The organism is Serratia sp. N21D137 (assembly GCF_047530005.1).
Lineage (GTDB): Bacteria > Pseudomonadota > Gammaproteobacteria > Enterobacterales > Enterobacteriaceae > Chania > Chania fonticola_B.
Map to the genome: position 1 here is coordinate 29,443 of NZ_JBLJAJ010000031.1, position 25,582 is coordinate 55,024.

Annotated in this window: 20 protein-coding genes; all 20 read left to right on the plus strand. The window is 41.5% G+C overall.

The annotated features are described in order from the left end of the window. The first annotated feature begins 130 nt into the window (after positions 1-130). Positions 131-1,588, plus strand: a complete 1,458-nt coding sequence (locus ACMV5H_RS20610; protein WP_414822367.1) for an oligosaccharide flippase family protein — start codon at positions 131-133, stop codon at positions 1,586-1,588. 214 nt (positions 1,589-1,802) lie between these two features. Then, positions 1,803-3,230 (plus strand): undecaprenyl-phosphate glucose phosphotransferase, encoded by a 1,428-nt coding sequence (locus tag ACMV5H_RS20615; protein ID WP_414822368.1) that lies wholly within the window; start codon positions 1,803-1,805, stop codon positions 3,228-3,230. Positions 3,231-3,373: 143 nt separating this feature from the next. Next, on the plus strand, positions 3,374-4,492 hold the full coding sequence (locus ACMV5H_RS20620) for a DegT/DnrJ/EryC1/StrS family aminotransferase (RefSeq protein WP_414822369.1): 1,119 nt from the start codon (positions 3,374-3,376) through the stop codon (positions 4,490-4,492). A 14-nt stretch (positions 4,493-4,506) separates the two neighbouring features. Then, positions 4,507-5,070, plus strand: coding sequence for an acyltransferase (locus ACMV5H_RS20625; protein ID WP_414822370.1), 564 nt, complete (start codon positions 4,507-4,509; stop codon positions 5,068-5,070). A 26-nt stretch (positions 5,071-5,096) separates the two neighbouring features. Beyond that, positions 5,097-6,227, plus strand: a complete 1,131-nt coding sequence (locus tag ACMV5H_RS20630) for a TDP-N-acetylfucosamine:lipid II N-acetylfucosaminyltransferase (protein WP_414822371.1) — start codon at positions 5,097-5,099, stop codon at positions 6,225-6,227. A gap of 182 nt (positions 6,228-6,409) precedes the next feature. Beyond that, positions 6,410-7,474, plus strand: coding sequence for a dTDP-glucose 4,6-dehydratase (gene rfbB, locus ACMV5H_RS20635; RefSeq protein WP_414822372.1), 1,065 nt, complete (start codon positions 6,410-6,412; stop codon positions 7,472-7,474). Positions 7,475-7,494: 20 nt separating this feature from the next. Continuing rightward, a complete protein-coding gene (rfbA, locus tag ACMV5H_RS20640; RefSeq protein WP_414822373.1) occupies positions 7,495-8,382 on the plus strand; it encodes a glucose-1-phosphate thymidylyltransferase RfbA in 888 nt (295 codons plus the stop codon). Positions 8,383-8,721: 339 nt separating this feature from the next. Then, complete coding sequence (gene galE / locus ACMV5H_RS20645) at positions 8,722-9,744, plus strand: UDP-glucose 4-epimerase GalE (protein WP_414822374.1); 1,023 nt, start codon at positions 8,722-8,724, stop codon at positions 9,742-9,744. Between the two features lie 665 nt (positions 9,745-10,409). Then, positions 10,410-11,819 (plus strand): mannose-1-phosphate guanylyltransferase/mannose-6-phosphate isomerase, encoded by a 1,410-nt coding sequence (locus ACMV5H_RS20650; protein ID WP_199063809.1) that lies wholly within the window; start codon positions 10,410-10,412, stop codon positions 11,817-11,819. Between the two features lie 14 nt (positions 11,820-11,833). Then, positions 11,834-13,210 (plus strand): phosphomannomutase CpsG, encoded by a 1,377-nt coding sequence (gene cpsG / locus ACMV5H_RS20655; protein ID WP_414822375.1) that lies wholly within the window; start codon positions 11,834-11,836, stop codon positions 13,208-13,210. Then, positions 13,210-14,004 (plus strand): ABC transporter permease, encoded by a 795-nt coding sequence (locus tag ACMV5H_RS20660; protein ID WP_414822376.1) that lies wholly within the window; start codon positions 13,210-13,212, stop codon positions 14,002-14,004. Before cpsG ends, ACMV5H_RS20660 begins: the two co-directional genes overlap by 1 nt. Continuing rightward, positions 14,004-15,215 carry an ABC transporter ATP-binding protein gene (locus ACMV5H_RS20665; RefSeq protein WP_209555158.1) on the plus strand — a complete coding sequence of 404 codons (1,212 nt, stop codon included), beginning with the start codon at positions 14,004-14,006 and terminating at the stop codon, positions 15,213-15,215. The genes ACMV5H_RS20660 and ACMV5H_RS20665 overlap by 1 nt, the downstream gene beginning before the upstream one ends. Continuing rightward, positions 15,212-16,078: a class I SAM-dependent methyltransferase gene (locus ACMV5H_RS20670; protein WP_186486611.1), complete on the plus strand. Its 867-nt coding sequence runs from the start codon at positions 15,212-15,214 to the stop codon at positions 16,076-16,078. The genes ACMV5H_RS20665 and ACMV5H_RS20670 overlap by 4 nt, the downstream gene beginning before the upstream one ends. Positions 16,079-16,099: 21 nt before the next feature. Then, a complete protein-coding gene (locus ACMV5H_RS20675) occupies positions 16,100-16,516 on the plus strand; it encodes a hypothetical protein (RefSeq protein WP_186486612.1) in 417 nt (138 codons plus the stop codon). Between the two features lie 3 nt (positions 16,517-16,519). Beyond that, positions 16,520-19,801, plus strand: a complete 3,282-nt coding sequence (locus tag ACMV5H_RS20680) for a glycosyltransferase (RefSeq protein ID WP_414822377.1) — start codon at positions 16,520-16,522, stop codon at positions 19,799-19,801. Continuing rightward, complete coding sequence (gene gmd, locus ACMV5H_RS20685; RefSeq protein WP_414822378.1) at positions 19,798-20,832, plus strand: GDP-mannose 4,6-dehydratase; 1,035 nt, start codon at positions 19,798-19,800, stop codon at positions 20,830-20,832. The genes ACMV5H_RS20680 and gmd overlap by 4 nt, the downstream gene beginning before the upstream one ends. Then, the gene (locus ACMV5H_RS20690; protein WP_186486615.1) at positions 20,832-21,725 is read left to right on the plus strand and encodes a GDP-mannose 4,6-dehydratase; all 894 of its coding nucleotides are present in this window, start codon (positions 20,832-20,834) and stop codon (positions 21,723-21,725) included. The genes gmd and ACMV5H_RS20690 overlap by 1 nt, the downstream gene beginning before the upstream one ends. Positions 21,726-21,727: 2 nt before the next feature. Further along, on the plus strand, positions 21,728-22,861 hold the full coding sequence (locus ACMV5H_RS20695; RefSeq protein WP_414822379.1) for a glycosyltransferase family 4 protein: 1,134 nt from the start codon (positions 21,728-21,730) through the stop codon (positions 22,859-22,861). An 8-nt stretch (positions 22,862-22,869) separates the two neighbouring features. After that, positions 22,870-23,991 (plus strand): glycosyltransferase family 4 protein, encoded by a 1,122-nt coding sequence (locus ACMV5H_RS20700; protein ID WP_414822380.1) that lies wholly within the window; start codon positions 22,870-22,872, stop codon positions 23,989-23,991. Between the two features lie 153 nt (positions 23,992-24,144). Then, positions 24,145-25,551, plus strand: a complete 1,407-nt coding sequence (gndA, locus tag ACMV5H_RS20705) for an NADP-dependent phosphogluconate dehydrogenase (protein WP_414822381.1) — start codon at positions 24,145-24,147, stop codon at positions 25,549-25,551. Positions 25,552-25,582 lie beyond the last annotated feature (31 nt).

A 25,582-nucleotide genomic window follows, 5' to 3' on the forward strand; every position in this document is an offset into this window, starting at 1 on the left:
GTTAAGGGAAAAATAAGTATATAAACATATTATCACAGATACTTTATATTTAAAGTTAATGCTGCATATGTGGATTTTTATAACATCAAGGATGATACTATCGGGAAACTGTAGTAGATAAGGAATGATAATGACAGAAAGTAAAGTCACAAAGTCACTTCATCACTCTGTCATAAGGAGTATGGGAGGGCGTTATTTAAATTACATTTTTCAAGTTCTTTCACTTGTAATATATTCACGTCTCTTCCCTCCTGAAATATTTGGAATTGTAGCATCGATTCAGGTTTTCTATGTTTTCTTTCAATTGTTGTCAGAAGCTGGAATTGGACCAGCACTTATTAATGAAAATAATCTTTCAATCGAACAGAGAGATGGGATTTTTTCATTCACAATTTTACTAGGATGTGTTCTCTCCATTGTTTTTTATTCGGCTACCCCTTTATTGGTCTCATTTTATAATGATGGTGAAATTTCTCTGGCAGTACCTTATGTTGCGTTTAGTATTTTATTTTTCTGTGCATCCATTTTACCATTGGCAAGTATGCAAAAGGATAGGCAATTTATAAGAATTGGTGTTTGCGATGTGCTTAGTGAAATGGTTACGTTAATTTTGGTTTTGATTTTTTTCGCGTACTCAATATTTTCACCATTGATTTGTTTGTCTATTAAAGGTCTGCTTACTGCTTCATTTAGATTTTTATCATATTACATATCATCTAAGTATACTTTCTTCGGAAGAGCGAAGGTTGGAAAGGAAATTCATCAAATAAAAATCATATATCACTTTGCTATCTACCAATTTTTATTTAATTTTGTGAACTACTTCTCAAGAAACTTGGATAATATACTTGTTGGTAGATATTTAGGTATGTCATCACTTGGTATATATGACCGAAGTTATCAACTGATGCGTTATCCATTAATGTTATTAACATTCGCGATGACACCTGCTATACAACCAGTTATACAAGGGAGTAAAGATTTATCTGTGATAGAAAGTGTCCATAGGGCTTTTTCTAGGCAACTAGCCATAATTGGCTCCTTTTTAGGTCTAGGTATATTTATCTGCTCTAAGGAAATAGTAGACATAATATTAGGTGACTCATGGTCAGATGTTGCAAGCATAATAAAAATATTAGCTCTTTCAATACCTGTGCAAGTCGTATTATCTACAAGTGGAAGTTTTTTTCAAGGAATGGGGAAAGCTAAAGTACTATTCAAAACTGGACTGTATTCCATGGGGATAATGGTCACGATGATCTTTATCGGTATAGTACAAAAAAACCTTGTGTCATTATCAATGTTAATTGTACTTGCATTTTATATTAATTTTTATATCAATTATTATATTATGTATAAAGAATGTTTTTCAAAGAGTTCAATAAAATATTTGACAATACATACTGTAATATTTTTGCTTTTTCTATCTATATGCATACTCTCTTATATTACGGGTTTTGAAAGTAAAGTCTATATCAATAATTACGTATCAATACTGATCAAAGGAGTGCTTATTACAGCATTGTTCAGTCCTCTGTTGATTAATGTAGTCAAGGGTAAAATGATTAGCGATGATAGAAAAGAATAAATAGGCTTTATTTTAGTAGTGATTAAGACATGTAATATCGAAAGCTAATTATGCTTCTTTGAGGTAGAATTATAGTTATAGAATAAAAGGTATTTTATAGTGTTATATTTTATTTGTTATTTAAATTGTACTGCTATCTTACCTGTTTTATTGCTTCGCTATTTTTGAATTATTATAGCAGCTAACCGATAGGCTTATCAATTAAGTGAATAAAATGATGTCGACTGTAAATCATACGAGACAAGCTAATGCATCAGTGATTTCACTTTTGCAAAGGATTTCTGATTTATCAATAATATATTTTAGTATACTAGCGTTGTGTTACATAAATAATGAAAGTTTTAGTATCCATAGTAATATCATTGCGTTATTAGCAATTGTTATATTCCAGTTAATCGGTGGTGTCTCTGACTTTTATCGCTCTTGGCGAGGAATGTCTTTATTTAAAGAGTTACTAGGGTTTGTCAAGAACTGGTCTTTAAGTGCCATTATTACTGTAATTATAATGTTATTTACAGGGGGGCTTGAATACTTTAATATCGATGATTCATCTTTCCTTCTTTGGTATTTTTTAGTTCTGATATTTGGTTGCCTTGCTCGCTATCTTATAAGACTTACCATCAATTCTCTTCGTTCCATGGGATACAATACGAGAAATGTCGTTATAGTCGGGAGAACTTTACCTGGCGTTCATTTGGCTAAATCACTTATTTCGGCTCCTTGGCTCGGACTTTTGCTAAAAGGTTTTTATAGTAGCTCAGAGAGTACTATAACAAGTCAGGATAATGTGGTATATGATGCAGATGTCACATTTCTTGGTTCAATTGACCAAATGATCATGGATGCCAAGAGTGGGGATATTGACAAAATTTATATTGCATTACCAATGAAAAATGAAAAAGAAATAAAAAAAATAATGCATGAACTCGCAGATACAACTTGCTCAGTAATGCTAGTACCAGATTTATTCTCATTGGAGATATTAAAGCATCGTAGTGAAGAAGTCAATGGTATCCCTGTTCTTTCATTGTGCGATACACCCCTTACAGGGTTAAATAGTATAATTAAAAGATTAGAAGATATCGTATTATCAGTAATCATTTTAATTTTTATTTCTCCTGTGCTATTTTCTATAGGATGTGCCGTTAAGTTTACTTCGAGTGGACCTATTTTATTCAAACAAAAGCGCTACGGTATGGATGGAAAGTCTATACAAGTCTGGAAGTTTAGAAGCATGACTGTCATGGAGGATGGCGCTAAAGTTACGCAAGCGACAAAGAATGATTCTAGGTTTACAGTGATAGGTGGTTTTTTAAGGAAAACATCATTGGATGAATTACCTCAATTCTTTAATACACTTATTGGTGATATGTCAATAGTTGGCCCTAGGCCACATGCCATTGCTCATAACGAAGAGTATCGAAAAATCATCCAAGGCTATATGTTACGCCACAAAGTTAAGCCAGGGATTACTGGTTGGGCACAAATAAATGGTTGGCGTGGTGAGACAGATACAAACGAAAAAATGGAAAAAAGAATCCAGTATGATCTTGAATATATAAGGAATTGGAGTTTGTGGTTAGATTTAAAGATAATTTTCTTGACTGTTTTTAAAGGATTTATAAATAAATCAGCTTATTAGATTGCTAGCCATATCGAAATAAATGCACTTCGTTTTATTCTTAGTGTTTAAAGGATAACGATCCGTGCGGATAATCTATACATGACGCTTGAATTTAATGATGTTCAAGATAAATCCACTGTTAATAGAAATATAGAGTTTATATGAGCGATAAAATTACTGTTACATCTCCTTTATTACCTCCTCTGGAAGAGTTTATTCCTTACTTGGAGAAGATTTGGGAGAAAAAATGGCTAACAAATAATGGCACATATCACCAAGAGTTAGAAAAAAAATTAGCCGAATATTTAGATACGGAATATATAAGCGTATTTTCAAATGGTACATTAGCATTAATAACTGCTCTACAGGCTCTCAGAATTAGCGGAGAAGTAATAACCACGCCGTACAGTTTTGTAGCTACAACTCATTCCCTTTGGTGGAATGGAATAAAGCCAGTTTTTGTTGATATCGATCCAGTTACGTTTAACTTGGATCCGGAAAAGATCGAGGCTGCAATTACACCGAAGACTACAGCTATTATGCCGGTACATGTCTATGGAAATCCATGTGATAATAAAAAAATCATGGACATTGCTGAGAAATATAATTTAAAAGTCATTTATGATGCAGCGCATGCATTTGGAGTTAAATCGGATGGTGAGTCTGTTTTAAACTGGGGAGACTTATCTATTTTAAGCTTTCATGCTACCAAAACATATTCTACGATTGAAGGTGGTGCAATTATTTGCAAAGATAGGAAAATGAAACAGCACATTGATGATTTAAAAAATTTTGGTTTTAGAGATGAAGTTACTGTGGTTGCTCCTGGCATAAATGCCAAAATGAATGAAGTTCAGGCTGCTTTTGGATTGTTGTCCCTAAACTATGTTGATCAAGCAATAAGTCAACGCAAAGTTGCCTTCGAGGAGTATTTGACCTTATTAGGTGATGTTGATGGTATAAAGTTACCAATTTTATCTGACAATGTGGTCTATAATTATTCTTATTATCCTATTATTGTCGACTCAACACTATATGGAAGAAGTAGAGATGATCTTTATAATCATTTAAAAGATAATGATGTACTAGGTCGTAGATATTTTTATCCTTTGATTTCTGATTTTTCAACCTATAGAGGGTTGCCATCATCAGATCCATCAAATCTACCAAACGCAAGACAAATTTCCGATAATGTTATTTGTCTACCTCTTCATGCCAGTTTGTCTAGCAATGATATTGCTAAAGTTGCTAACTTAATAATTAATTATCGTAAAAAATAAAGCTGGAGACAATTGTGGGATGGTTATCTTTAAATGACTTAAAAAAAGTCGGGTTCAAATCTTTTGGTAATAATGTATTAATATCGGATAAGGCATCATTCCACAATACTAGTAACATTACTATCGGTAGTAATGTTAGAATTGATGATTTCTGCGTGATATCTGCTGGAAGTGATGGTGTAATAATTGGGGATTTTGTACATATTGCTGTTTATAGTTCCATTATTGGAAAAGGAGCTATTACAATTAAGGATTACTGCAATATATCATCAAGAGTAAGTATATACTCAAGTTCTGATGATTATTCAGGTGAGTTTATGACAAACCCAATGATTCCAGCAGATTTGACAAATGTTCATCATCAAGAAGTTACATTAGAGAAACACTGTATTGTTGGATCTGGTTCTGTTATTTTACCAGGAGCTAAATTAGATGTTGGTGTAGCTATCGGAGCATTAAGTCTCATAAAAGGATCTTGCAATCAATTCACCATTTATGCAGGGGTTCCTGCGAAGATAATCGGTCTTAGGAAGATGAATATCCTTGAGTTAGAGAAAAAAATAAATGATCGTTCTTAATTTTGTAGTGAGGCTTTAACTATAACATGATTTTACATTTGGCCGCAGATGAGAAATTCATAGATGATGCGATCTCCCAATTTGATGCTGTCAATGAGAGGGTTAATGAGTATTGGGTAATATCAAAGAAAGAAACTCCTGAATTTGTCAAAAGTAAACGGGTAAAAGTATTTTCTTTCCAAAAATTTCTAATAATGTGCATTCTTGGTAAACTCAATAATTTTGACGCAATCATATTTCATTCTCTTACTCAGCCAGCCAAAATAGCTTGTCTATTTAGTTCTGCTAGAGTAAAGAAAGCTTGGGTAGGTTTTGGTTTTGATTATTATAGCATTATAGAAAATGACGAACTTTGTGTCTTGAAACCTGAGACTAGAAAAATTGCAATTGATATCTATGGAAACGCTAAAGCTAACTCACTTGTAAGTTCTATTATAAAAAAAATAATTTCAATACTCTTTAATCCAAAAAGTATTGATTATTTTTCCCCTGTTTTATTTAGTGAGTTTAGCTTGGTCTCAGAAAAGTTCAATTGCGAAATGAATTACGTTGATTGGAACTATTGTGGCTTCGTTAACACTCTTCATTTGCTAGGTGATCTCAAGGTTAATTATGATAGTAAAAAGGTTCTTTTAGGGAATAGTTGTACACCAACGAATAATCATATTGATGCTTTTAAGGACGTATTTAATTTTGGGTTGGGGTATAAAATAGTGGTTCCACTGAGTTATGGTGACACTAATCTCTATAAAGATAAAATTGTTAGATTGTTTTACGAATCTTTTAAATCTGAAGATTTACAGTTATTAACTGACTTTATTTCATTCGATGAATATGTAAATTTGCTGCAGGATTGTCCTTTTGTTGTAATGAATCACCTTAGACAACAAGGGTTGGGTAACATTATCATATCCCTGTTTGTAGGTGCATACGTTTTTTTAGATAAGGCTAATCCTTTATATGCATTTTTATCGAAAAGTGGTTTTGATATTTACAGTATTGATGATATAAAAACCGTTCATTCACTACCAAAACCCGATGTTACGAAAAATAGAAGCATAATTCTTTCAATTTGGGGCGCTGAGGCTCAATTTTCTAAAACTGAAAGGTTTATTAATATAATGACATCTAATGGTTCCGATGTTGAAATAAATTAAGTTATATGCATTTTTAAAGAATAGCGTTGTAAGTTCATAAAGTATCATAGTCATTAATGACTCTGTTGTTAATGTTTAATAGACAATGTTATTACGTAGGGAATTATATTGGTTTGTCATTAGTAGTTAATAACTGTGTGGACAATCGATAGCTCACATTGTGTAGCTACTCTGAGGGGAATATGAAAATTCTTATTACCGGTGGTGCTGGTTTTATTGGTTCTGCCTTAGCGCGATATATTATTAACGAAACTAAAGATCAAATCTTGATCATCGATAGCCTTACTTATGCAGGTAATCTCGAGTCTTTAGCCTCGATAGCACAAAGTGACTGTTACAGGTTTGAACATTTAGATATTTGTAATCGAGCCGAGTTAGACCATATTTTTGCCGAATTCCAACCTGAGGCGGTAATGCACTTGGCTGCTGAGAGTCACGTTGATCGCTCTATTGATGGTCCTGATGCTTTTATAGAAACCAATATTTTGGGAACTTATACGCTTCTTGAAACTGCCCGCAAGTATTGGCAAACTTTGGGGGAGCAGGCAAAGAAAACCTTCCGCTTCCACCATATTTCGACTGATGAAGTGTATGGCGATCTGCACGGTACCGATGACTTATTCACTGAAACCACACCTTATGCACCAAGCAGTCCTTATTCTGCTTCTAAAGCTTCAAGCGATCACCTAGTCAGAGCTTGGCTACGCACTTACGGGTTGCCAACGATCGTAACGAACTGCTCCAATAACTATGGCCCTTATCACTTCCCAGAAAAACTGATCCCGCTAACCATCCTTAATGCGCTTGAAGGTAAAGCATTGCCAATTTATGGCAATGGTGCTCAAGTGCGTGACTGGCTGTATGTAGAGGATCACGCACGGGCTCTGTACAAAGTTGTCTGTGACGGTGAAGTAGGTGAAACGTACAACATTGGTGGCCATAACGAGCGCAAAAATATTGAAGTTGTGCAAACGATCTGTCGTATTTTGGATGTTATGGTGCCGAATAAACCCCGTAACCTAGTTATGTATGAAGAATTGATCACCTTTGTTACCGATCGTCCCGGACATGATATGCGTTATGCAATTGATGCTTCGAAAATAGAACGAGAACTCGGTTGGAGCCCTCAGGAGACTTTCGAAAGTGGAATTCGAAAAACTGTTGAATGGTATTTAGCAAATGAAGAATGGTGGCGTCGTGTTAAGGATAGCTCCTACAAAAGTGAACGCTTAGCGCTAACCCGTTAATTTAATCTAGGAAAGTGAATATGAAAGGAATTGTTTTAGCTGGTGGGTCTGGAACTCGTCTGTATCCCATCACTCGCGGTGTATCCAAGCAATTACTCCCTATTTATGATAAACCAATGATCTACTATCCGCTCTCTGTACTGATGCTGGCAGGGATCAGAGATATTCTAATCATATCAACGCCTGATGATATACCCTCTTTTAAACGCTTACTTGGTGATGGCAGTCGCTTCGGAATAAAACTCAGCTACGAGATTCAGCCTAGTCCAGATGGGCTTGCACAGGCTTTCCTCATTGGTGAAGAGTTTATAAATAGAGAGCGATGTGCATTGGTTCTTGGGGATAATATTTTCTTTGGTCAAAGTTTCAGCACGAAGCTTGAAAGCGTTGCTAAACGAGAAGTTGGTGCTACGGTATTTGGTTATCAGGTGATGGATCCTGAACGGTTTGGTGTTGTCGAGTTTGACGGAAAGTTTAGTGCTCTTTCACTTGAAGAAAAACCTACTGCTCCCAAGTCGAACTGGGCTGTTACAGGATTATATTTCTACGATGCAGCTGTGGTGGAAATGGCCAAAAATGTTAAACCATCTTACCGTGGCGAACTAGAGATTACTACTCTGAATCAAATGTATCTTGAAGCAAGCCAGTTGAATGTTGAATTACTTGGTCGCGGTTTCGCTTGGTTAGATACTGGTACTCATGATAGCCTTATTGAAGCGTCACAGTTTATTCATACAATTGAGAAACGCCAAGGTTTCAAAGTTGCTTGTTTGGAAGAAATTGCATTTCGTAAAGGCTGGCTTTCTCGTGAGCAAGTTGCGGAAGAAGCCAAGTTGTTAGGAAAAACGCTTTATGGACAATATTTATCGCATGTTATTGGTGAGCGCTCGGACATAAATAAAGGTTAAGTGTAAATATAATTTCAAGTCTGGTTGAATGCACTCTTTAAAACAAGGTTATTAATGTCGTAATGTGATGCTTTAATTCTCCTTTATTGATAAAGTTACGATAATCCAGACTGTAATTTTTGCTAATATCTTTTTCTTTCCGACTCTAATTTATTTTAAAAGTTCAATATAAGTGCTCTGTTAGACTCATCCCTTTTTTAAATATGTTTAATATGACTGAATGTGGTTCCTGGGCAGAGGATGTTGCCAAACCGCTAGTCGCTAAACTTTTAATGAGTAGAATAGAAGGCTACAGGTTTCTGATTCTATGCGCGCCCAGCGCGCACAAAAGGGGTAACAATGGCAATTCTAGTCACCGGCGGAGCCGGCTACATCGGTTCCCACACCGTTCTGGCCCTGCTGGAACGTGGAGAAGAGGTTGTCGTCCTAGACAACCTGTCGAACTCATCCGAAGAATCACTGCACCGTGTGGAGCAGCTAACAGGTAAAGCAGCCATCTTCTACCAAGGCGACATTCAAGATCCGGAGTGTCTGAATCGCATTTTCGATGGTCACCGTATCTCGGCGGTGATCCACTTTGCTGGCCTCAAAGCGGTAGGGGAGTCAACCCGCAAACCTTTAGAGTATTATCAGAACAACGTCTCTGGCACCCTTGTGCTGCTGGATGAAATGCGTCGTGCCGGAGTTCATCAGTTTATCTTCAGTTCCTCAGCCACAGTTTATGGGGCTAACTCCCCAGTACCTTATGTTGAAACCACGCCTATTGGTGGTACGACGAGCCCGTATGGCACATCCAAACTGATGGTTGAGCAAATCCTGCAGGACTTCGCCAAAGCTGAGCCGCAGTTCTCGATTATCGCTCTACGTTACTTCAACCCAGTCGGTGCTCATGAGTCTGGCCTGATTGGTGAAGATCCCAATGGTATCCCTAATAACCTGTTGCCTTACATTTCGCAGGTTGCTATCGGCAAGCTAGAGAAGCTGGGTGTTTTCGGCGGTGATTATCCAACGGAAGATGGTACCGGCGTGCGTGATTACATCCACGTGATGGATCTGGCTGAAGGCCACCTGATGGCGATGGATCATTTGAAGAAGGTCGAAGGGTTCAAAGCTTATAATCTGGGGGCCGGTGTTGGATTCTCTGTGCTGGAGATGGTGCATGCTTTCGAGAAAGCCTCCGGTGTCGCTATCCCTTATCAGATCTTGCCGCGCCGCGATGGTGATTTGCCAGCATTCTGGGCCGACGCCAACCTGGCTCGCCAAGAATTGGGCTGGGAGGTGAGTCGTGGTATCGATGAGATGATGCGTGATACCTGGAACTGGCAGAAGAAAAACCCGCAGGGATATGCTGGTAAAAACTAAGAAAATTCTTTAATATAGCGCATTCTTAAAAGCCCATTTATGGGCTTTTTTTTCGCCCCTGCAATGATAAGTCGACTATCTATTTGCAGGCTTTATTACAAAATTTAGGTTTTATATCCATCATAATTAATTGATATAAAATAAATTTGCTGATAGAGCAGGCGTGTAGCTCAATAAACCAACAACCGTCTTCAGATTAAACTGAAAGAGTGGACAATGTACAGGTGTTTTGTCCGCTTAGGTGGTAGCATACGCAACAAAAATCTCGTCCAATGGGCACAAGTACGCGTTTAAGTAATGATCGTGTGCCTTGTTGTATGCTTAACTTAGCGTATGGATTGGACAAAACGTAAAATTTATACTTTATTTTCAGTCTATTGGTAGCTGTTGAGCCAAGGGCGGTAGCGTGCTTTTTTGATCTGGCAGCGAGTAAAATGGCTTTTTGGTTGTTTTTTGACCTATCCTCTACGGTTAACCATTATACTTCATGATGTAACAAAGTATGACGGTTTGGGTGAAAATCGGAATAATGACATACTGACTGCCAAGAGGATTAAGACTGAGTGATGACCTAAGAAAGCGAGTTAAAGACTGCGATTGGCGTATTTTTATTAAGTGATTGTATTACTTAAAGCTTTCTAGCTTAACGTAATAAAGGATAAATAATGTTACTACCCGTAATTATGGCAGGCGGCACTGGCAGTCGTTTATGGCCAATGTCCCGTGAACTCCATCCCAAGCAATTCCTGCGTTTGCATAGCATCCATTCAATGCTGCAAGAAACGTTAAAGCGGCTTGATGGTGTCGGCGTCAGTGAGCCTGTTGTAATCTGTAACGAAGATCACCGCTTTATGGTTGCTGAACAACTTCGGCAGATCGACATGTTATCGCATAACATCATTTTGGAACCGGTAGGGCGCAATACGGCTCCAGCGATCGCACTGGCAGCATTGAATGCCATTGCTCAGGGCAATGACCCTATCATGTTGGTGTTGGCGGCCGACCACATTATCAACGATGTCGAAGCATTCCATCGTGCCATTGACCTGGCACTGCCACATGCGGCTGCAAAGAGTCTGGTCACTTTTGGTATCGTCCCCACCGGGCCTGAAACGGGTTACGGGTATATTCAACGTGGGGAATGTAAGAATGGATCGGTGGCTGCGCCTGTTCAACGGTTTGTAGAGAAGCCTGACAGCGAGACGGCACAAAGCTATATCGAGACCGGTGAATACTACTGGAATAGCGGCATGTTCATGTTTCGTGCCAAGCGCTATCTGGAAGAGCTGGAGAAATTCCGCCCAGATATCCTTGCGGCTTGCCGTGATGCGCTTGATAACACCGAATGCGATAAAAACTTTATCAATGTTGATCGCGATGCGTTTTCTGCCTGCCCGGATGACTCGGTTGACTATGCGGTAATGGAGAAGACTCACGATGCGGTGGTCATTCCCTTGGATGCTGGTTGGAGTGACGTCGGATCTTGGTCGGCGTTGTGGGAAGTAAGCAAGAAAGACTCGGCGGGTAATGCGCTAACTGGGGATACTTTCCTCTATGACTCCCGTGACTGCTACATCAATACTGACGAGAAGCTGGTCGCTGCTGTAGGTGTAGAAAACCTGGTGATTGTTAACACCAAAGATGCCGTGTTGGTAGTAGATAGATCCAAGGTTCAAGATGTTAAAAAGATTGTTGAACATCTGAAGAAGAACAAGCGTAGTGAATACCGTCGTCATCGTGAGGTGTATCGTCCATGGGGCCGTTGCGACATTTTGGTCGCCGAGAAACGCTTTAACGTCAATCGTATTACTGTGAATCCGGGTGAGGCGTTCTCTTTGCAAATGCACCACCATCGCGCTGAGCATTGGGTCGTGCTTTCCGGCACTGCGAGAGTGACTACTGGCGACAAGACGTTCTTGATTACCGAGAATCAGTCAACATTCATCCCAGTTGCGGTTATCCATCGTTTAGAAAACCCAGGTAACATTCCGCTAGAATTGATTGAGATTCAGTCTGGCTCTTATCTTGGGGACGATGACGTTATCCGCATTAAAGATCACTACGGGCGTTGCTAATTTTTGAGGTTTTAATGAACAGTTTAACATGCTTTAAGGCTTATGATATTCGCGGTCAACTTGGTGAAGAGTTAAACGAAGATATCGCTTACCGTATTGGGCGAGCCTATGGCGAATATTTAAAGCCAAAGCGCATTATCGTGGGTGGCGATGTGCGCTTAACGAGTGAAGCATTAAAATTGGCTCTGGCTAACGGCCTGCGTGATGCCGGTGCAGATGTTTTTGACATTGGGTTAAGTGGGACAGAGGAAGTTTACTTTGCTACATTCCATCTCAATATGGATGGTGGGATCGAAGTTACAGCAAGCCACAATCCTATGAATTATAATGGGATGAAGCTGGTTCGCGAGAATGCACAGCCTATCAGTGGCGACACAGGCCTGTTTGCGATTAAGGAATTGGCCGAAGTGAATAATTTCGCTCCGGTTGATGAAAGCAAACGTGGTAGCTATCAGCAGATCTCTATTCTGAATGATTATGTCGATCATCTGCTAGGGTATATTGATACCAAGACGCTAAGCCCAATGAAATTGGTGATCAACTCAGGGAATGGTGCTGCCGGCCATGTGATCGATGAGATCGAACGGCGTTTCAAGCAAGATAATGTGCCTGTTTCCTTTGTTAAGATCCATAACCAGCCGGACGGCCAATTCCCAAATGGCATTCCCAACCCTTTGTTGCCAGAGTGTCGTGCTGATACCGCAAAAGCGGTATTGGAGCACCAGGCTGACATGGGGATCGCGTTTGATGGCGATTTCGATCGCTGTTTCCTATTTGATGAAAATGCCACCTTCATTGAAGGCTACTATATCGTTGGTTTATTAGCCGAAGCATTTTTACAAACCAATCCAGGTGCCAAGATTATTCACGACCCGCGGTTATCATGGAATACCATTGATATTGTCAACCAGGCTGGCGGTATACCGGTAATGTCTAAGACCGGTCATGCATTTATCAAAGAGCGCATGCGTAAAGAAGATGCCGTTTACGGTGGGGAAATGAGCGCGCATCACTATTTCCGCGACTTTGCCTACTGTGATAGTGGGATGATCCCGTGGTTGTTGGTGGCTGGCTTACTTTCTACCAAACGTAAGGCATTGAGTCAGTTGGTTGGTGATCGTATGTTGGCCTACCCTGCGTCAGGCGAGATTAACCGTAAAGTAGACCGACCAAATGACGTAATTGAGCGGATCCGCACTGTTTATCAACCCGATTCAATTAGCATCGATTTAACTGATGGATTGAGTATCGAATTCGATGACTGGCGTTTTAATTTACGTACATCTAATACTGAGCCTGTAATAAGACTTAACGTTGAGTCAAGAGCTGACACTAGTATCATGAAGAATAAAACAGAAGAGTTGCTCACTTTGTTAGGTGGGAATAAATAATGAAAGCATTGTTAATGTCGATATTCAATTATCGAGGGTTTATTGGTAGCAGTATTAAGCGGGATTTTCAGTCAAGATATAAAACAAGTATGCTTGGTGCAGCGTGGTTAGTTCTTCAGCCCTTGGCCATGATTATTGTTTATACTGTTATTTTTGCAGAGGTAATGCGAGCAAGAATGCCAGGTGATACAGGTCCATTTGCATATAGTATCTATATCTGTGCGGGGTTATTACCTTGGGGCCTTTTTGCTGAATTGGTTACGCGTTTACAGACTGTCTTTGTAGATAATGCAAATTTCTTAAAGAAGATTAACTTCCCTCGGATCTGTCTTCCAGTTATCTCATTGGGAACCTCTTTCATTAATTTCACCATCATTTTTAGCCTTTACATTGCATTTTTGTTGGTTACAAATAATTTTCCAGGGGTTTATATTCTTGGTATAATTCCGCTGTTAATTATTCAAGTGCTTTTCGCCTTGGGGTTGGGAATTACTTTAGGCGTTTTAAACGTATTTTTCCGTGATGTTTCACAGTTTATGAATATATTGCTTCAATTCTGGTTCTGGTTCACGCCAATAATTTATATCATTGATGTTTTGCCTAAGTGGGCTAGCCAATGGCTAATGCTCAACCCTATGACGGGGCTAATTGTGGGATATCAAAGCATTTTTGTAAAAAAACAATGGCCAGACTGGAGCAATTTATATCTAGTTGCCACGTTGTCAGTGATACTTTTGATAACCGCATTTCACTTATTCCGGAAGCATTCCGGCGACATGGTAGATGAATTATAATGAGCAGTATAATTGTAGAGAATATTAGTAAGTCCTATAAAAAATACAATAGCCGTTATGACCGTCTTATTGAATGGTTTTCTCCATTCAAGAGTTGTAGGCATAGTGTTACCACAATCCTCGATGGTATCAATTTTACCGTTAATCCAGGCGAAGCCGTGGGGATTATTGGTATCAATGGTGCAGGTAAGAGCACACTGTTGAAGATTATCACTGGTACAACTGCGGCTACGACAGGGAACGTCAAGATTAATGGACGTGTCGCTGCATTGCTTGAACTGGGCATGGGATTTCACCCCGATTTCACCGGGCGGGATAATGTCTTCATGTCTGGACAATTACTTGGTATGTCGATTGAGCAAATCAATGAACTCATGCCTCATATTGAAGAGTTCGCTGAAATAGGTTCGTATATTGATCAACCTGTACGTACCTACTCTAGTGGTATGCAAGTACGTTTGGCTTTTAGTGTGGCAACTGCGTTGCGGCCAGAAATTTTAATCGTTGATGAGGCACTTTCTGTTGGGGATGCTTATTTCCAATCCAAGTGTTTCTCTCGAATTAAAGAGTTTAAATCACGTGGCACAACCCTGCTGATTGTGTCCCATGATCAAGCTGCAATTGCCAATCTTTGCAGCCGAGCCATTCTTCTTGAGAAAGGCAAGATTGTTGCTGACACCGTGCCAACTGACGTTATGAATTTATATAACGCCAAGTTATCTAAGACATCTGATATTATGGAGGTAAAACTTCATGAAGGTAAAACTATATCAGGCGATCTTCGTGCGGTAGTCAATGATTTTTACGTTATTGATAGCAAAGGTTCAAAAGTAGAGACGCTCACTGTCTCAGAGAAATACGAACTTTGCTTTGAAATAGATAATAAAGAAGTCAGTTCTGGGCTTACGTTGGGTTTCCATATCCGCGACAGACTGGGTAATGTTATTTTTGGTACTAATACCTTAGCATTAAAAGCTGATATTTCCAGTTTAGGTCCTAAATTAGTAAAATTTGTTTTAAATATGAATATTGGAGTCGGTGAGTTTTCTGTCTCTGCGGCGTTACATAAAGAGCGAGACCATTACGAGGAGTGTTATCACTGGGTTGATGGTTTGGGAGCTTTTCATGTGGTTGCTCCAGAGAGAATATTCGTTGGCAGCGCATGGTTAGATGCTGACTGTCAAATAGTTGATTTGGAGAAAAAACTTTGATCTTAAATTACTTTAAGCGCTTAACTCAACATTTTAATGATTCTGTAACCCACAACAAAACCGTGCTTGAGGTTTTGGATGGTTTGAATAATAAGGTTGATTTGTTAGGTGGAGAGGTTGAAAGGTTAAAGGAGATACAGGTAAGTATCCAAGAAAGGCATTTAGAGAATGAATTGGCTGAAGTTAAGAATGGTTTAGCTTCCCAGAAACAAAGTCTTCATCAAATTGATCATACTGTACATACTGTTGCGGATCGTCTCGAATTTGTCCGTGAAGAACTGATGTTTGAGCTTCGTGTGAAGACAGGATCCTTTAAGGATAAGACGGAATCAGCCAGCATCGAAAGCAAAGTGATTAATAGCGAAAAGTTTGATGCTGGTGTTCGCAAGATCAATGTAGGATGTGGCCATGTGCAGGTAGAGGGATACATCAATGTTGATGCACGCGAGATCCCTGGCGTTGATGTTATTGCGTCAGCGCAAGACTTACCATTTGCGGATGAAAGTCTGCAGGAAATTTATTGTGCACATTTAGCTGAACACTTTACTGAGCTTGAGCTTAAGAGGATCATATTCCCCCATTGGTTCAGCAAAATCAGTAAAAATGGTCAATTACGTATTGTTGTCCCAGATGCACATAGCATGATTAACGATTATGTATCCGGTACGATGAGTTTCGAAGACTTGCGTAAAGTGACATATGGCGCACAAGATTACGATGGTGATTTTCACTATACAATGTTCACAACAGCCAGCCTGAGCCAGTTGCTTACTGAAGCTGGTTTCAGTCACGTGTCTGTTGTTGAAGATAACCGGAAAAATGGATTGTGTCGTGAAATGGAATTGATCGCAAATAAAGTGTGATCGGCATGCTGGGGTTAATTTATGAGTCATAATATGCTTGATGAAGTTAATAATAAATTAAGGCAGGAGATACTTAGGGAACGGGAGGTAAGAAACACGGCTCAAGACTCTTATCTTTCTGTTATTCCGAAGAGCCTTCGCTTTCGTGCTGCCTCTGAACAGTATCATATGAAAGAAATAATTGCCTTATGTAAAGATGATTATCGTGATTTGGTCGTTGCATTAATGACAAAGGACTTACGCGATAATATCAAAGGTTATTACATTATTGATAAATTTCGCTCGCGACCTCTTGTTTTCGTTAGCTTACTTTCGTTGCATCCTGCTGCAAAAGTGAAACTTCTAGGAAAAACGCGGTTCATTGCAGTTAAATTCTTGATGAAGAATCCACGTTTAATGGATGTTGCCAGAAAGATGTATAGAAAATTCAAGGGGTAAGCAATGTTTAAGCATTTTAATGGCAAGGTGATTCAAGTTATTGAGTCATTAGATGTTTATGATGCGTGTTCCAATCATGTCATAAATATTGACACAGCGTTGCAGAATGTTTTTGGTATTGAGTCACAAATTTACGTTACACACTTTCACCCAGAACGCGAGAAATTTGCTAACCATATTAGCGCTTTAGACGCCAATGAAGAAGATATAATAATTTTCCACTTCTCTGGCCTCTCGGAGTTTTGCGCGGATGCGGTTATTAAGCAAAACTGTTTGAAGGTTATACTGTATCATAATATTACACCTCATTATTTCTTTGACAAAAACAGCCATCTTTACAGCTATTGTAAACGTGGTCGTGAGCAGTTAAAGGAAATTATTCATCACTTTGATTTTGCGACAGGTGTAAGCGATTATAATCTTAAAGAAATTATCGAGCTAGGTTATAACCCTGATAAAACCTTTAAACTGCCGATAATTATAGATGATATTGATGAGCGGAATTTCCTCGAAGTTGCCGACAGTAAGAAAGACAACAACATTCTCTTCGTTGGTCGAATCTGTGAAAATAAACGACAGGACAGGCTTGTTGAAGCATATGCAAAGCTTCGAAAAGCATTCCCTGATATCGGTGATTTAATTCTTGTTGGGGGGTATGATTCTTCTTCTACCTTCTACAAGCGTATTGTGACTCTCATCAGTGACCTGGATCTCAAGGCTAATGTGCATATTACTGGCAAGGTTAGTCAGTCTGTGCTTGAAGATTATTATCATAATTCACTTTGTTTTATGTGCTTCAGCGAGCATGAAGGTTTTGGTGTTCCGTTACTTGAAGCTGCATTGCATAATATTCCTGTATTGGCTCTTGATGCTGCTGCTGTTCCAGAAACACTTGGGAACTCTGCTGGTATCTTCAAAGATGAAACTGAGCTATTTGATAAGTTCGAGAAAATCTGTTCGGATGACAAATTTAGAAAGGCTTTACTTGAGCATCAAAAGCAAGTCCTCCATGCTAGTGATTATAATGCTTGGATAAAAATTGCCACTAATTTCTTTGATAAAATAATCGGTGGGCCAGACCGATTTAAATCGGTTAGTTTTGTTATTTGTACATTCAATCGCGCTGACTATTTAGAACGATGCCTGGATTATTTGACTCGTAGCTATAATAAAAACTTTGAAGTCATCGTTGTTAATGGCCCCTCAACGGATGATACATCATCAGTGGTTGAGCGTTGGCGTGATAAGATTATCTATGCTGATAATCCAGTACGTAATCTTTCAATATCACGTAATATAGGTAGCAATTTAGCTTCTGGCGATATTGTTGCATTTATTGATGATGATGCAATGCCATTCTATGATTGGTGCGATTGTATTCTTGCCTACTATAATTCATCTCACAATTTTGTTGCGGGTGCCGGCGGGCCGACTTATTATGCCGGTTCTTTGCAATTCCAGGCTGTTGATATTCTGGTTGATAGTTTTGGTTCGGGAGTTAGTAACCCTGAAAAAGAGTTGTATAGCAACCCGGATTATCATCGAACCTTATTAGGTACTAACTCTTCTTTTCGTAGGGACTATTTGCTTTCAGTAGGTAGTTTTGATGAGGAATACGATTATTTCCTTGATGAAACGGATGTTTGTTTCCGGTTAATTAAAAGTGGCTATAAAGTACAGCATTGCGCTAATGCCTATTTGAGGCATGAATTTGCACAAAGCGATAATCGTGTTAGTAAATACAAGTATAACTGGTTTTCGATTGTCAAGAACACGGTTTATTTTGCTTTGCGTTTCAATGAAGGCGACAAGGACTTCATTATTGCTCAGACAAGAAAAATTGTTGAAAGAGAGCGTATCGCTTACCTTGAAAGTGGGCTTCGTTCGGGGGAAATCTCATCCGCTGATTTTAGTTCGTTAGTTAAAAGTGTTTGGGATGGTTTCGACGCTGGTATTGCTGCTGCCAATCACCCTCGTAAGCTAATTGAACTGGCGCCAAATAATAACGGCTGGCTGCCTTTTGAAACGGTTTCTGCAAATAAATCATTTAATAAATTGCACATCGTATTGGTAACAAAAGAATTCCCTCCATTTACTAAGTCTGGAGGGATTGGAACTCTTTATTACCATTTGGCAAGCGAACTCCTACTACAAGGCCATGATGTTACTGTCATAACACAGGGTAGTGAGGATAGGATCGAACGCGGGAACTTCCGTTTAATCAGTTTGGCGGCTCCTGAGTGTAATGAAACATATACAGATTCTGCCATCGCCAATATCAATTTATCCTGGTCGTTAAAAGTTGCGATAGCGCTTGATGCATTAAATGAAGAACTCCCTATCTCTGTTGTTGACACTTGTCTTTGGGATGCTGAATGTTATGCGTTCTTGCAGGTTAAAAATGAATTAAATATTCCTTTGGTTGTTCGTTTGGTCACCCCATTGATTGTTGCTGATGAGACTAATGGTTGGAATATGCCTGCCATTGATAAGAATTTGTTGGTCGGGTTCGAGAGAGCGATGGTGCAGAGTGCCGATGCTGTAGTGCCTATCAGCCAATCAATTCAAAACACATTCACCAAACGCTATGATATTGAGGCAGATGAGCGCTTTAATATTATCAATGCTGGTATTGCTTATTGGCCAAGTTATGATGTGTCACGGGGTTATAATGATATTAGTCATTTCCCTGAGTTGGTTAAGGCCAAGCAACAGGGAAAAATGATCTATCTGTTCCTTGGTAGGCTAGAAAAACGTAAAGGGATTGATGTCTTTATTAAAGCAATCAGCCAGTTTAACCATCGGTACCCAGAAAAAACTAACGATGTGATGTTTGTTTTGGCGGGTAACGATGGTGTTGGAGTCAATGCTTTACTTGATGAGCACTTGAATGGGCAACAAGATAACATACTTCTTTTAGGTGAGGTTTCAGATTGGGATCGCGAAAAGCTATATGCATTTTGTGATGTTGTGGTTTTCCCATCCAGGTATGAGTCATTTGGCCTTGTACCGCTTGAGGCTTTTGTTCATGGAAAGCCTGTCATTGGTAGTAGTGGGGGGGCAATTCCTGAGGTTGTATTAGATGAACAATGCGGACTTATTTTTGACGACGGTTCTGAAGTCGAACTGGCGGAAAAGATGGCGCGGCTTTGTAAAAATAATGCACTATACGAAATGCTTTCTCTGGGAGCTAAGGCCCGAGTCAAATATTTATCGTCAAACCGCTCCGCTTTACAATCCGAAGAATTATATAATCGTTTGATTTTAGGTATTAAATCATTATGAAAACAGCAATAGTTACAGGTATAACTGGTCAAGATGGCGCATATCTTGCTGAACTTTTACTCGAAAAAGGTTACCAGGTTCATGGCACCTACCGTAGAACCAGTTCGGTTAACTTCTGGCGCATAGAAGAACTGGGTATTGATAAGCATCCGAATCTGCATCTGGTTGAGTATGATCTGACCGATCTGTCTGCCAGTATTCGTCTGTTGCAACAAACAGGTGCAACAGAAGTTTATAACCTGGCAGCGCAGAGCTTTGTTGGTGTTTCATTTGAACAACCTATTACCACAGCGGAAATCACTGGCATTGGCCCGGTTAATCTGTTGGAAGCGATCCGCATCGTTAATACTAAAATCCGCTTCTATCAGGCATCGACCTCAGAAATGTTCGGTTTAGTGCAGGCAGTGCCGCAGAAGGAAGATACGCCATTCTACCCGCGTAGCCCGTATGGCGTTGCCAAACTGTATGCCCACTGGATGACCATCAACTATCGTGAAAGTTACGGTATTTTTGCGTCAAGCGGCATTCTGTTTAATCATGAGTCGCCGCTGCGTGGCCGCGAGTTTGTTACCCGTAAAATTACTGACTCCGTTGCCAAAATCAAACTGGGCAAACTGGACGTGTTGGAACTGGGTAACATGGATGCCAAACGTGACTGGGGCTTTGCCAAAGAATATGTCGATGGCATGTGGCGTATGCTGCAGGCTGAGCAGCCGGATACCTTCGTGCTGGCAACCAACCGTACAGAAACCGTTCGTGACTTCGTTGCCATGGCATTTAAAGCCGCCGGTTATACCCTGCGCTTTGAAGGTAAAGATGAGCAAGAAGTCGGGATTGACGTAGCTAGCGGCAAAACGCTGGTTCGCGTTAACCCGAAATTCTTCCGTCCGGCAGAAGTGGAACTGTTGATCGGTAATCCAGCTCGCGCCAAGGAAATTTTGGGTTGGGAGCCTAAGACCACTCTGGAGCAACTGTGCCAGATGATGGTGGAGCAGGATCTGGTACGTAATCAGAAAGGGTCTTCCTTCTGATGTTCGGCGCCGGCAAACGTGCCTTGGTTACGGGCATCAATGGGTTTACCGGCCGCTATGTGGCAGCGGAATTATCCGCTGCCGGATATCGGGTTTATGGGCTGGGTTCATTACCTTCGGCCCAGGCGGACTATTTTCAGGTAGACTTGCAAGACGAAGCGGCGTTAGCGGAAGCTATCGGGCAGGTTAAGCCAGATGTCGTTGTTCATCTTGCTGCCATTGCGTTTGTGGGCCATGGTGACGCGAATGCTTTCTATAGCGTAAACTTGCAGGGCACTCGGAATTTACTCCAGGCACTCTCCAACAGTGGCCATCCATTGGATGCCGTGTTAATTGCCAGCAGTGCCAATGTTTATGGTAACAGCACTGAGGGTAAACTCGGTGAGGAGACCCCGGCCAACCCGGCGAATGATTATGCGGTGAGTAAGCTAGCCATGGAGTTTATGGCCAGATTGTGGGTGGATAAACTGCCGATATTTATTACGCGGCCCTTTAATTATACCGGTGTTGGCCAGGCAGATAATTTCTTGTTGCCGAAAATCGTCAAGCACTACAAGAGTAAGGCTGCTGTTATCGAGCTCGGTAATATCGACGTTTGGCGTGACTTTACCGATGTCCGCGCCCTGAGCAAGGCGTATGTGGCACTGTTACGGGTCAAGCCTATTGGCCAAACGATCAATGTCTGCTCCGGGCGAACTTATTCTTTACGTGACGCGGTTGATTTGTGTGAGAAAATCACATCGCACCACTTGGATATACGCGTAAATCCGGCTTTTGTCCGCCCTAACGAAGTCAAGATACTGTGTGGCGATGCGACAAAACTGCGCACTCTTGTCGGTGATTGGGATACTCCCCCGTTGGAGGAAACCTTGCGCTGGATGTTGGAAAACTGACGATGAAAGTCATATTTGGTACTGACCCGATTAAATATCCGTTAACTGGGATTGGCCGATATGCTTATGAGTTAGCTAACTGTTTAACTAAAAGCTCGGAGATATCCGAGCTTTTATTTCTTCAGGGGCGTAGGCTAAGTAAGCAAATACCGCAAGCCAGGGAAAGCAGTTCTTCAAGCCAAGGTTTGCGTCACATGGTGCAAAAAAGCAGAGTTGCTTCTGAGCTATACCGTTTGACGGCACCCTGGTTAAAAACGTTAGCGTTAAAGAAACATCCGGATGCCATCTACCATGGCCCAAATTTCTATTTACCTCCCAAAGTCGGGCCAAGCGTAGCCACCTTTCACGATCTCTCTGTCTTTACGTGGCCACAATGTCATCCTCAAGAGCGCGTGCGTTTTATGCAGAAAGAACTGCTGCTGACGATGAAACGTGCCGATATCTTGATCACTGACTCAGACTTTACACGTCAAGAGGTAATGGATTATTTTAACCTGCCTGCTAATAAAGTGTATGCGGCAAGGCTGGCTAGCAGTGGGGAATTTTACCCTCGCGATCCTGAGTCTATTACTGCCGTAGTATCCCAGTATGGGCTGCAGGCAGGGCGATATTGTTTATTTACCGGGTCGATTGAGCCGCGCAAGAATATTGAAACCTTGCTATCTGCCTACGAACGGTTGCCTCTTGGCTTAAGAAAGGCTTATCCATTAGCTATCAGCGGCTTTAAAGGTTGGCGTAGTGAAGCGTTACACGTGCGTTTTGAACAGGCTGAACGCGAAGGGTGGTTATGTTATCTGGGCTACACCAAGTCAATCGATTTACCTTATCTATTCGCTGGCGCCAGGAGTTTCCTGTTCCCATCTTTATATGAAGGATTTGGATTGCCGGTGCTGGAAGCCATGGCATCGGGCGTGCCGGTAGTGTGTTCCAACAGTTCTTCGTTACCCGAAGTGGTTGGCGAGTGCGCATTGACCTGCGCCGCTTTGGATGTCGAAACCTTGACGCAGTTAATTCATCAGAGCATTGAAGATGAGACTTGGCGTGGATCTGCCATCACCGGTGGGTTAAGTCGGGCAAAAACCTTCTCTTGGCAGCGTTGTGCCGCAGAGACTATTCACGCATATCAGCAGGTTTAATAGCTTTCATGTTAAAAGTTCTGCATTTTTATAAAACATATTATCCTGATTCTTTTGGCGGCATTGAACAGGTTATCTACCAGTTAAGCGAAGCTGGCATATGTCATGATATCGAATCGACGACGCTGTCGCTAAGCACGCGTGGTGATATAGATAATGAGCGCGTCGGCTCGCACTCGGCCTATTACGCAGCAACCAATTTTGAAGTGGCCTCAACACCATTTTCTCTCAGTGCAGTAAAAAAGTTTAAACAGCTGGCTGCACAGGCAGATATTATTCATTATCATTTTCCATACCCATTTATGGATATGGTACATTTTATCGCGGGTGTCAAAAAACCGACGATTGTGAGCTATCACTCAGACATAGTGAAGCAAAAATTGGCGTTAAAATTTTATACGCCGTTGATGAACAAATTTTTAGATTCGGTTGATTGTATTGTCGCGGCCTCGCCAAACTATGTGGAAACGAGCGTGACCTTGCAGAAATACCTGCCAAAAGTCAAAGTGATCCCTTATGGTTTGGATAAGCACTCTTATCCCATGGCGGATGAACAGCACCTCGACCACTGGCGACAAAAGGTGGGCGATCGCTTCTTCCTGTTTGTTGGCGCTTTCCGTTATTACAAGGGGCTCCATATTCTGCTTGAAGCGGTAAAAGGCACCGACTTCCCATTGGTGATCGTTGGAGCTGGTCCGATTGAGCAAGAGTTGAAACAGCAGGCCGCAGATTTAGATTTAAAAAATATTCACTTCCTTGGCGCGTTGCCGGATGAAGATAAAGCCGCCTTATTGCAACTGTGCTACAGCGTGGTTTTCCCGTCCCATTTGCGCTCAGAGGCGTTTGGTATCACTTTGCTTGAAGGGGCTATGTTTGGTAAGCCGCTCATCTCCAGTGAGATTGGCACAGGTACTACCTACATCAATCTGGATAAGGAAACCGGCATCGTCGTACCTCCGTCAGATGCTGATGCATTGCGCCAAGCGATGGTGCAACTGTGGAACGATCCGCAGTTGGCAGCCCGTTATGGAGAGAATGCTGCCAAACGTTTCCAAGACCTGTTCACGTCTGCACGTATGGCGGAAAGCTACATTGAGCTCTACCAGCAGTTGATCGAAAAGCGCCTGTAAAAACCGCATTGTCTATCCGTGATATGCAATTATGTGACCTATCGCACCAATCACTACCCAGCGAACACAATCCTGAGTTAACATGTTGGCCACATCAAAAACCTGTTGGCCAAGAGCCGTGATACAGGTGTCATCCTCAGACAGGAGTTCCTAATGTCCAAACAGCAAATCGGCGTTGTCGGCATGGCGGTGATGGGCCGCAATCTGGCTTTGAACATCGAAAGCCGTGGCTATACCGTTTCTATCTTTAACCGTTCAGGCGACAAGACTGACGAAGTTATCGCAGAGAACCCGGGCAAAAACCTGGTGCCGCACTACACCGTCGAAGAGTTTGTTGCATCGCTGGAAACACCGCGCCGCATTTTGCTGATGGTAAAAGCGGGCGAAGCTACGGACAAGACTATTGCCTCGCTGACTCCGCACCTGGATAAAGGCGATATCCTGATCGACGGTGGTAACACCTACTATCAGGATACCATCCGTCGTAACCGCGAGCTGTCTGCTCAGGGCTTCAACTTTATTGGCACCGGCGTTTCCGGTGGCGAAGAAGGGGCGCTGAAAGGGCCTTCAATCATGCCTGGTGGCCAGAAAGAAGCTTACGAGCTGGTAGCACCCATCCTGAAGAAAATCGCCGCTGTGGCCGAAGGTGAGCCATGCGTAGCCTATATCGGTGCCGACGGTGCTGGCCACTACGTGAAGATGGTGCACAACGGTATCGAATATGGCGACATGCAGCTGATCGCAGAAGCCTACTCCTTGCTGAAGCAGGCCCTGAATCTGAACAACGAGCAGTTGGCTGAAACCTTCGCCGAGTGGAACAAGGGCGAGCTGAATAGCTACCTGATCGACATCACCAAAGACATCTTCACCAAGAAAGACGAAGAGGGTAAATACCTGGTTGATGTGATCCTGGATGAAGCGGCTAACAAAGGCACCGGCAAATGGACCAGCCAGAGCTCTCTGGATCTGGGCGAGCCACTGTCATTGATCACCGAGTCTGTGTTCGCGCGTTACCTGTCTTCTCTGAAAGACCAGCGCGTAGCGGCTTCTAAAGTCCTGACCGGCCCGAAAGTTCTAGCCTTCAGCGGCGAGAAAGCCGAGTTTGTCGAGAAAGTTCGTCGCGCTCTGTATCTGGGTAAAATCGTTTCCTATGCGCAAGGTTTCTCTCAGCTGAAAGCGGCCTCCAAGGAAAACAACTGGGATCTGAACTACGGCGAAATTGCCAAGATCTTCCGTGCCGGTTGCATCATCCGCGCTCAGTTCCTGCAGAAGATCACCGATGCCTACGCTGAGAATGCCGACATCGCCAACCTGCTGCTGGCACCTTACTTCAAACAAATCGCCGATGAGTATCAGCAGGCGCTGCGTGACGTGGTTTCTTATGCGGTGCAGAACGGCATCCCAACGCCAACCTTCTCTGCGGCGATCGCGTACTACGACAGCTACCGCTCTGCGGTGCTGCCTGCCAACCTGATCCAGGCGCAGCGTGACTACTTCGGTGCTCACACTTATAAGCGTACCGACAAAGAAGGCGTGTTCCATACCGAATGGATGGAATAACCCCGCACGTTGAACGATAAAAAAAGCCGCC

Coding starts and splice junctions, on each gene's coding strand:
- ACMV5H_RS20610 (WP_414822367.1), top strand. CDS start 131: ATGACAGAAAGTAAAGTCACAAAGTCACTTCATCACTCTGTCATAAGG.
- ACMV5H_RS20615 (WP_414822368.1), top strand. CDS start 1,803: ATGATGTCGACTGTAAATCATACGAGACAAGCTAATGCATCAGTGATT.
- ACMV5H_RS20620 (WP_414822369.1), top strand. CDS start 3,374: ATGAGCGATAAAATTACTGTTACATCTCCTTTATTACCTCCTCTGGAA.
- ACMV5H_RS20630 (WP_414822371.1), top strand. CDS start 5,097: ATGATTTTACATTTGGCCGCAGATGAGAAATTCATAGATGATGCGATC.
- rfbB (WP_414822372.1), top strand. CDS start 6,410: ATGAAAATTCTTATTACCGGTGGTGCTGGTTTTATTGGTTCTGCCTTA.
- rfbA (WP_414822373.1), top strand. CDS start 7,495: ATGAAAGGAATTGTTTTAGCTGGTGGGTCTGGAACTCGTCTGTATCCC.
- galE (WP_414822374.1), top strand. CDS start 8,722: ATGGCAATTCTAGTCACCGGCGGAGCCGGCTACATCGGTTCCCACACC.
- ACMV5H_RS20650 (WP_199063809.1), top strand. CDS start 10,410: ATGTTACTACCCGTAATTATGGCAGGCGGCACTGGCAGTCGTTTATGG.
- cpsG (WP_414822375.1), top strand. CDS start 11,834: ATGAACAGTTTAACATGCTTTAAGGCTTATGATATTCGCGGTCAACTT.
- ACMV5H_RS20660 (WP_414822376.1), top strand. CDS start 13,210: ATGAAAGCATTGTTAATGTCGATATTCAATTATCGAGGGTTTATTGGT.
- ACMV5H_RS20665 (WP_209555158.1), top strand. CDS start 14,004: ATGAGCAGTATAATTGTAGAGAATATTAGTAAGTCCTATAAAAAATAC.
- ACMV5H_RS20675 (WP_186486612.1), top strand. CDS start 16,100: ATGAGTCATAATATGCTTGATGAAGTTAATAATAAATTAAGGCAGGAG.
- ACMV5H_RS20680 (WP_414822377.1), top strand. CDS start 16,520: ATGTTTAAGCATTTTAATGGCAAGGTGATTCAAGTTATTGAGTCATTA.
- gmd (WP_414822378.1), top strand. CDS start 19,798: ATGAAAACAGCAATAGTTACAGGTATAACTGGTCAAGATGGCGCATAT.
- ACMV5H_RS20690 (WP_186486615.1), top strand. CDS start 20,832: ATGTTCGGCGCCGGCAAACGTGCCTTGGTTACGGGCATCAATGGGTTT.
- ACMV5H_RS20695 (WP_414822379.1), top strand. CDS start 21,728: ATGAAAGTCATATTTGGTACTGACCCGATTAAATATCCGTTAACTGGG.
- ACMV5H_RS20700 (WP_414822380.1), top strand. CDS start 22,870: ATGTTAAAAGTTCTGCATTTTTATAAAACATATTATCCTGATTCTTTT.
- gndA (WP_414822381.1), top strand. CDS start 24,145: ATGTCCAAACAGCAAATCGGCGTTGTCGGCATGGCGGTGATGGGCCGC.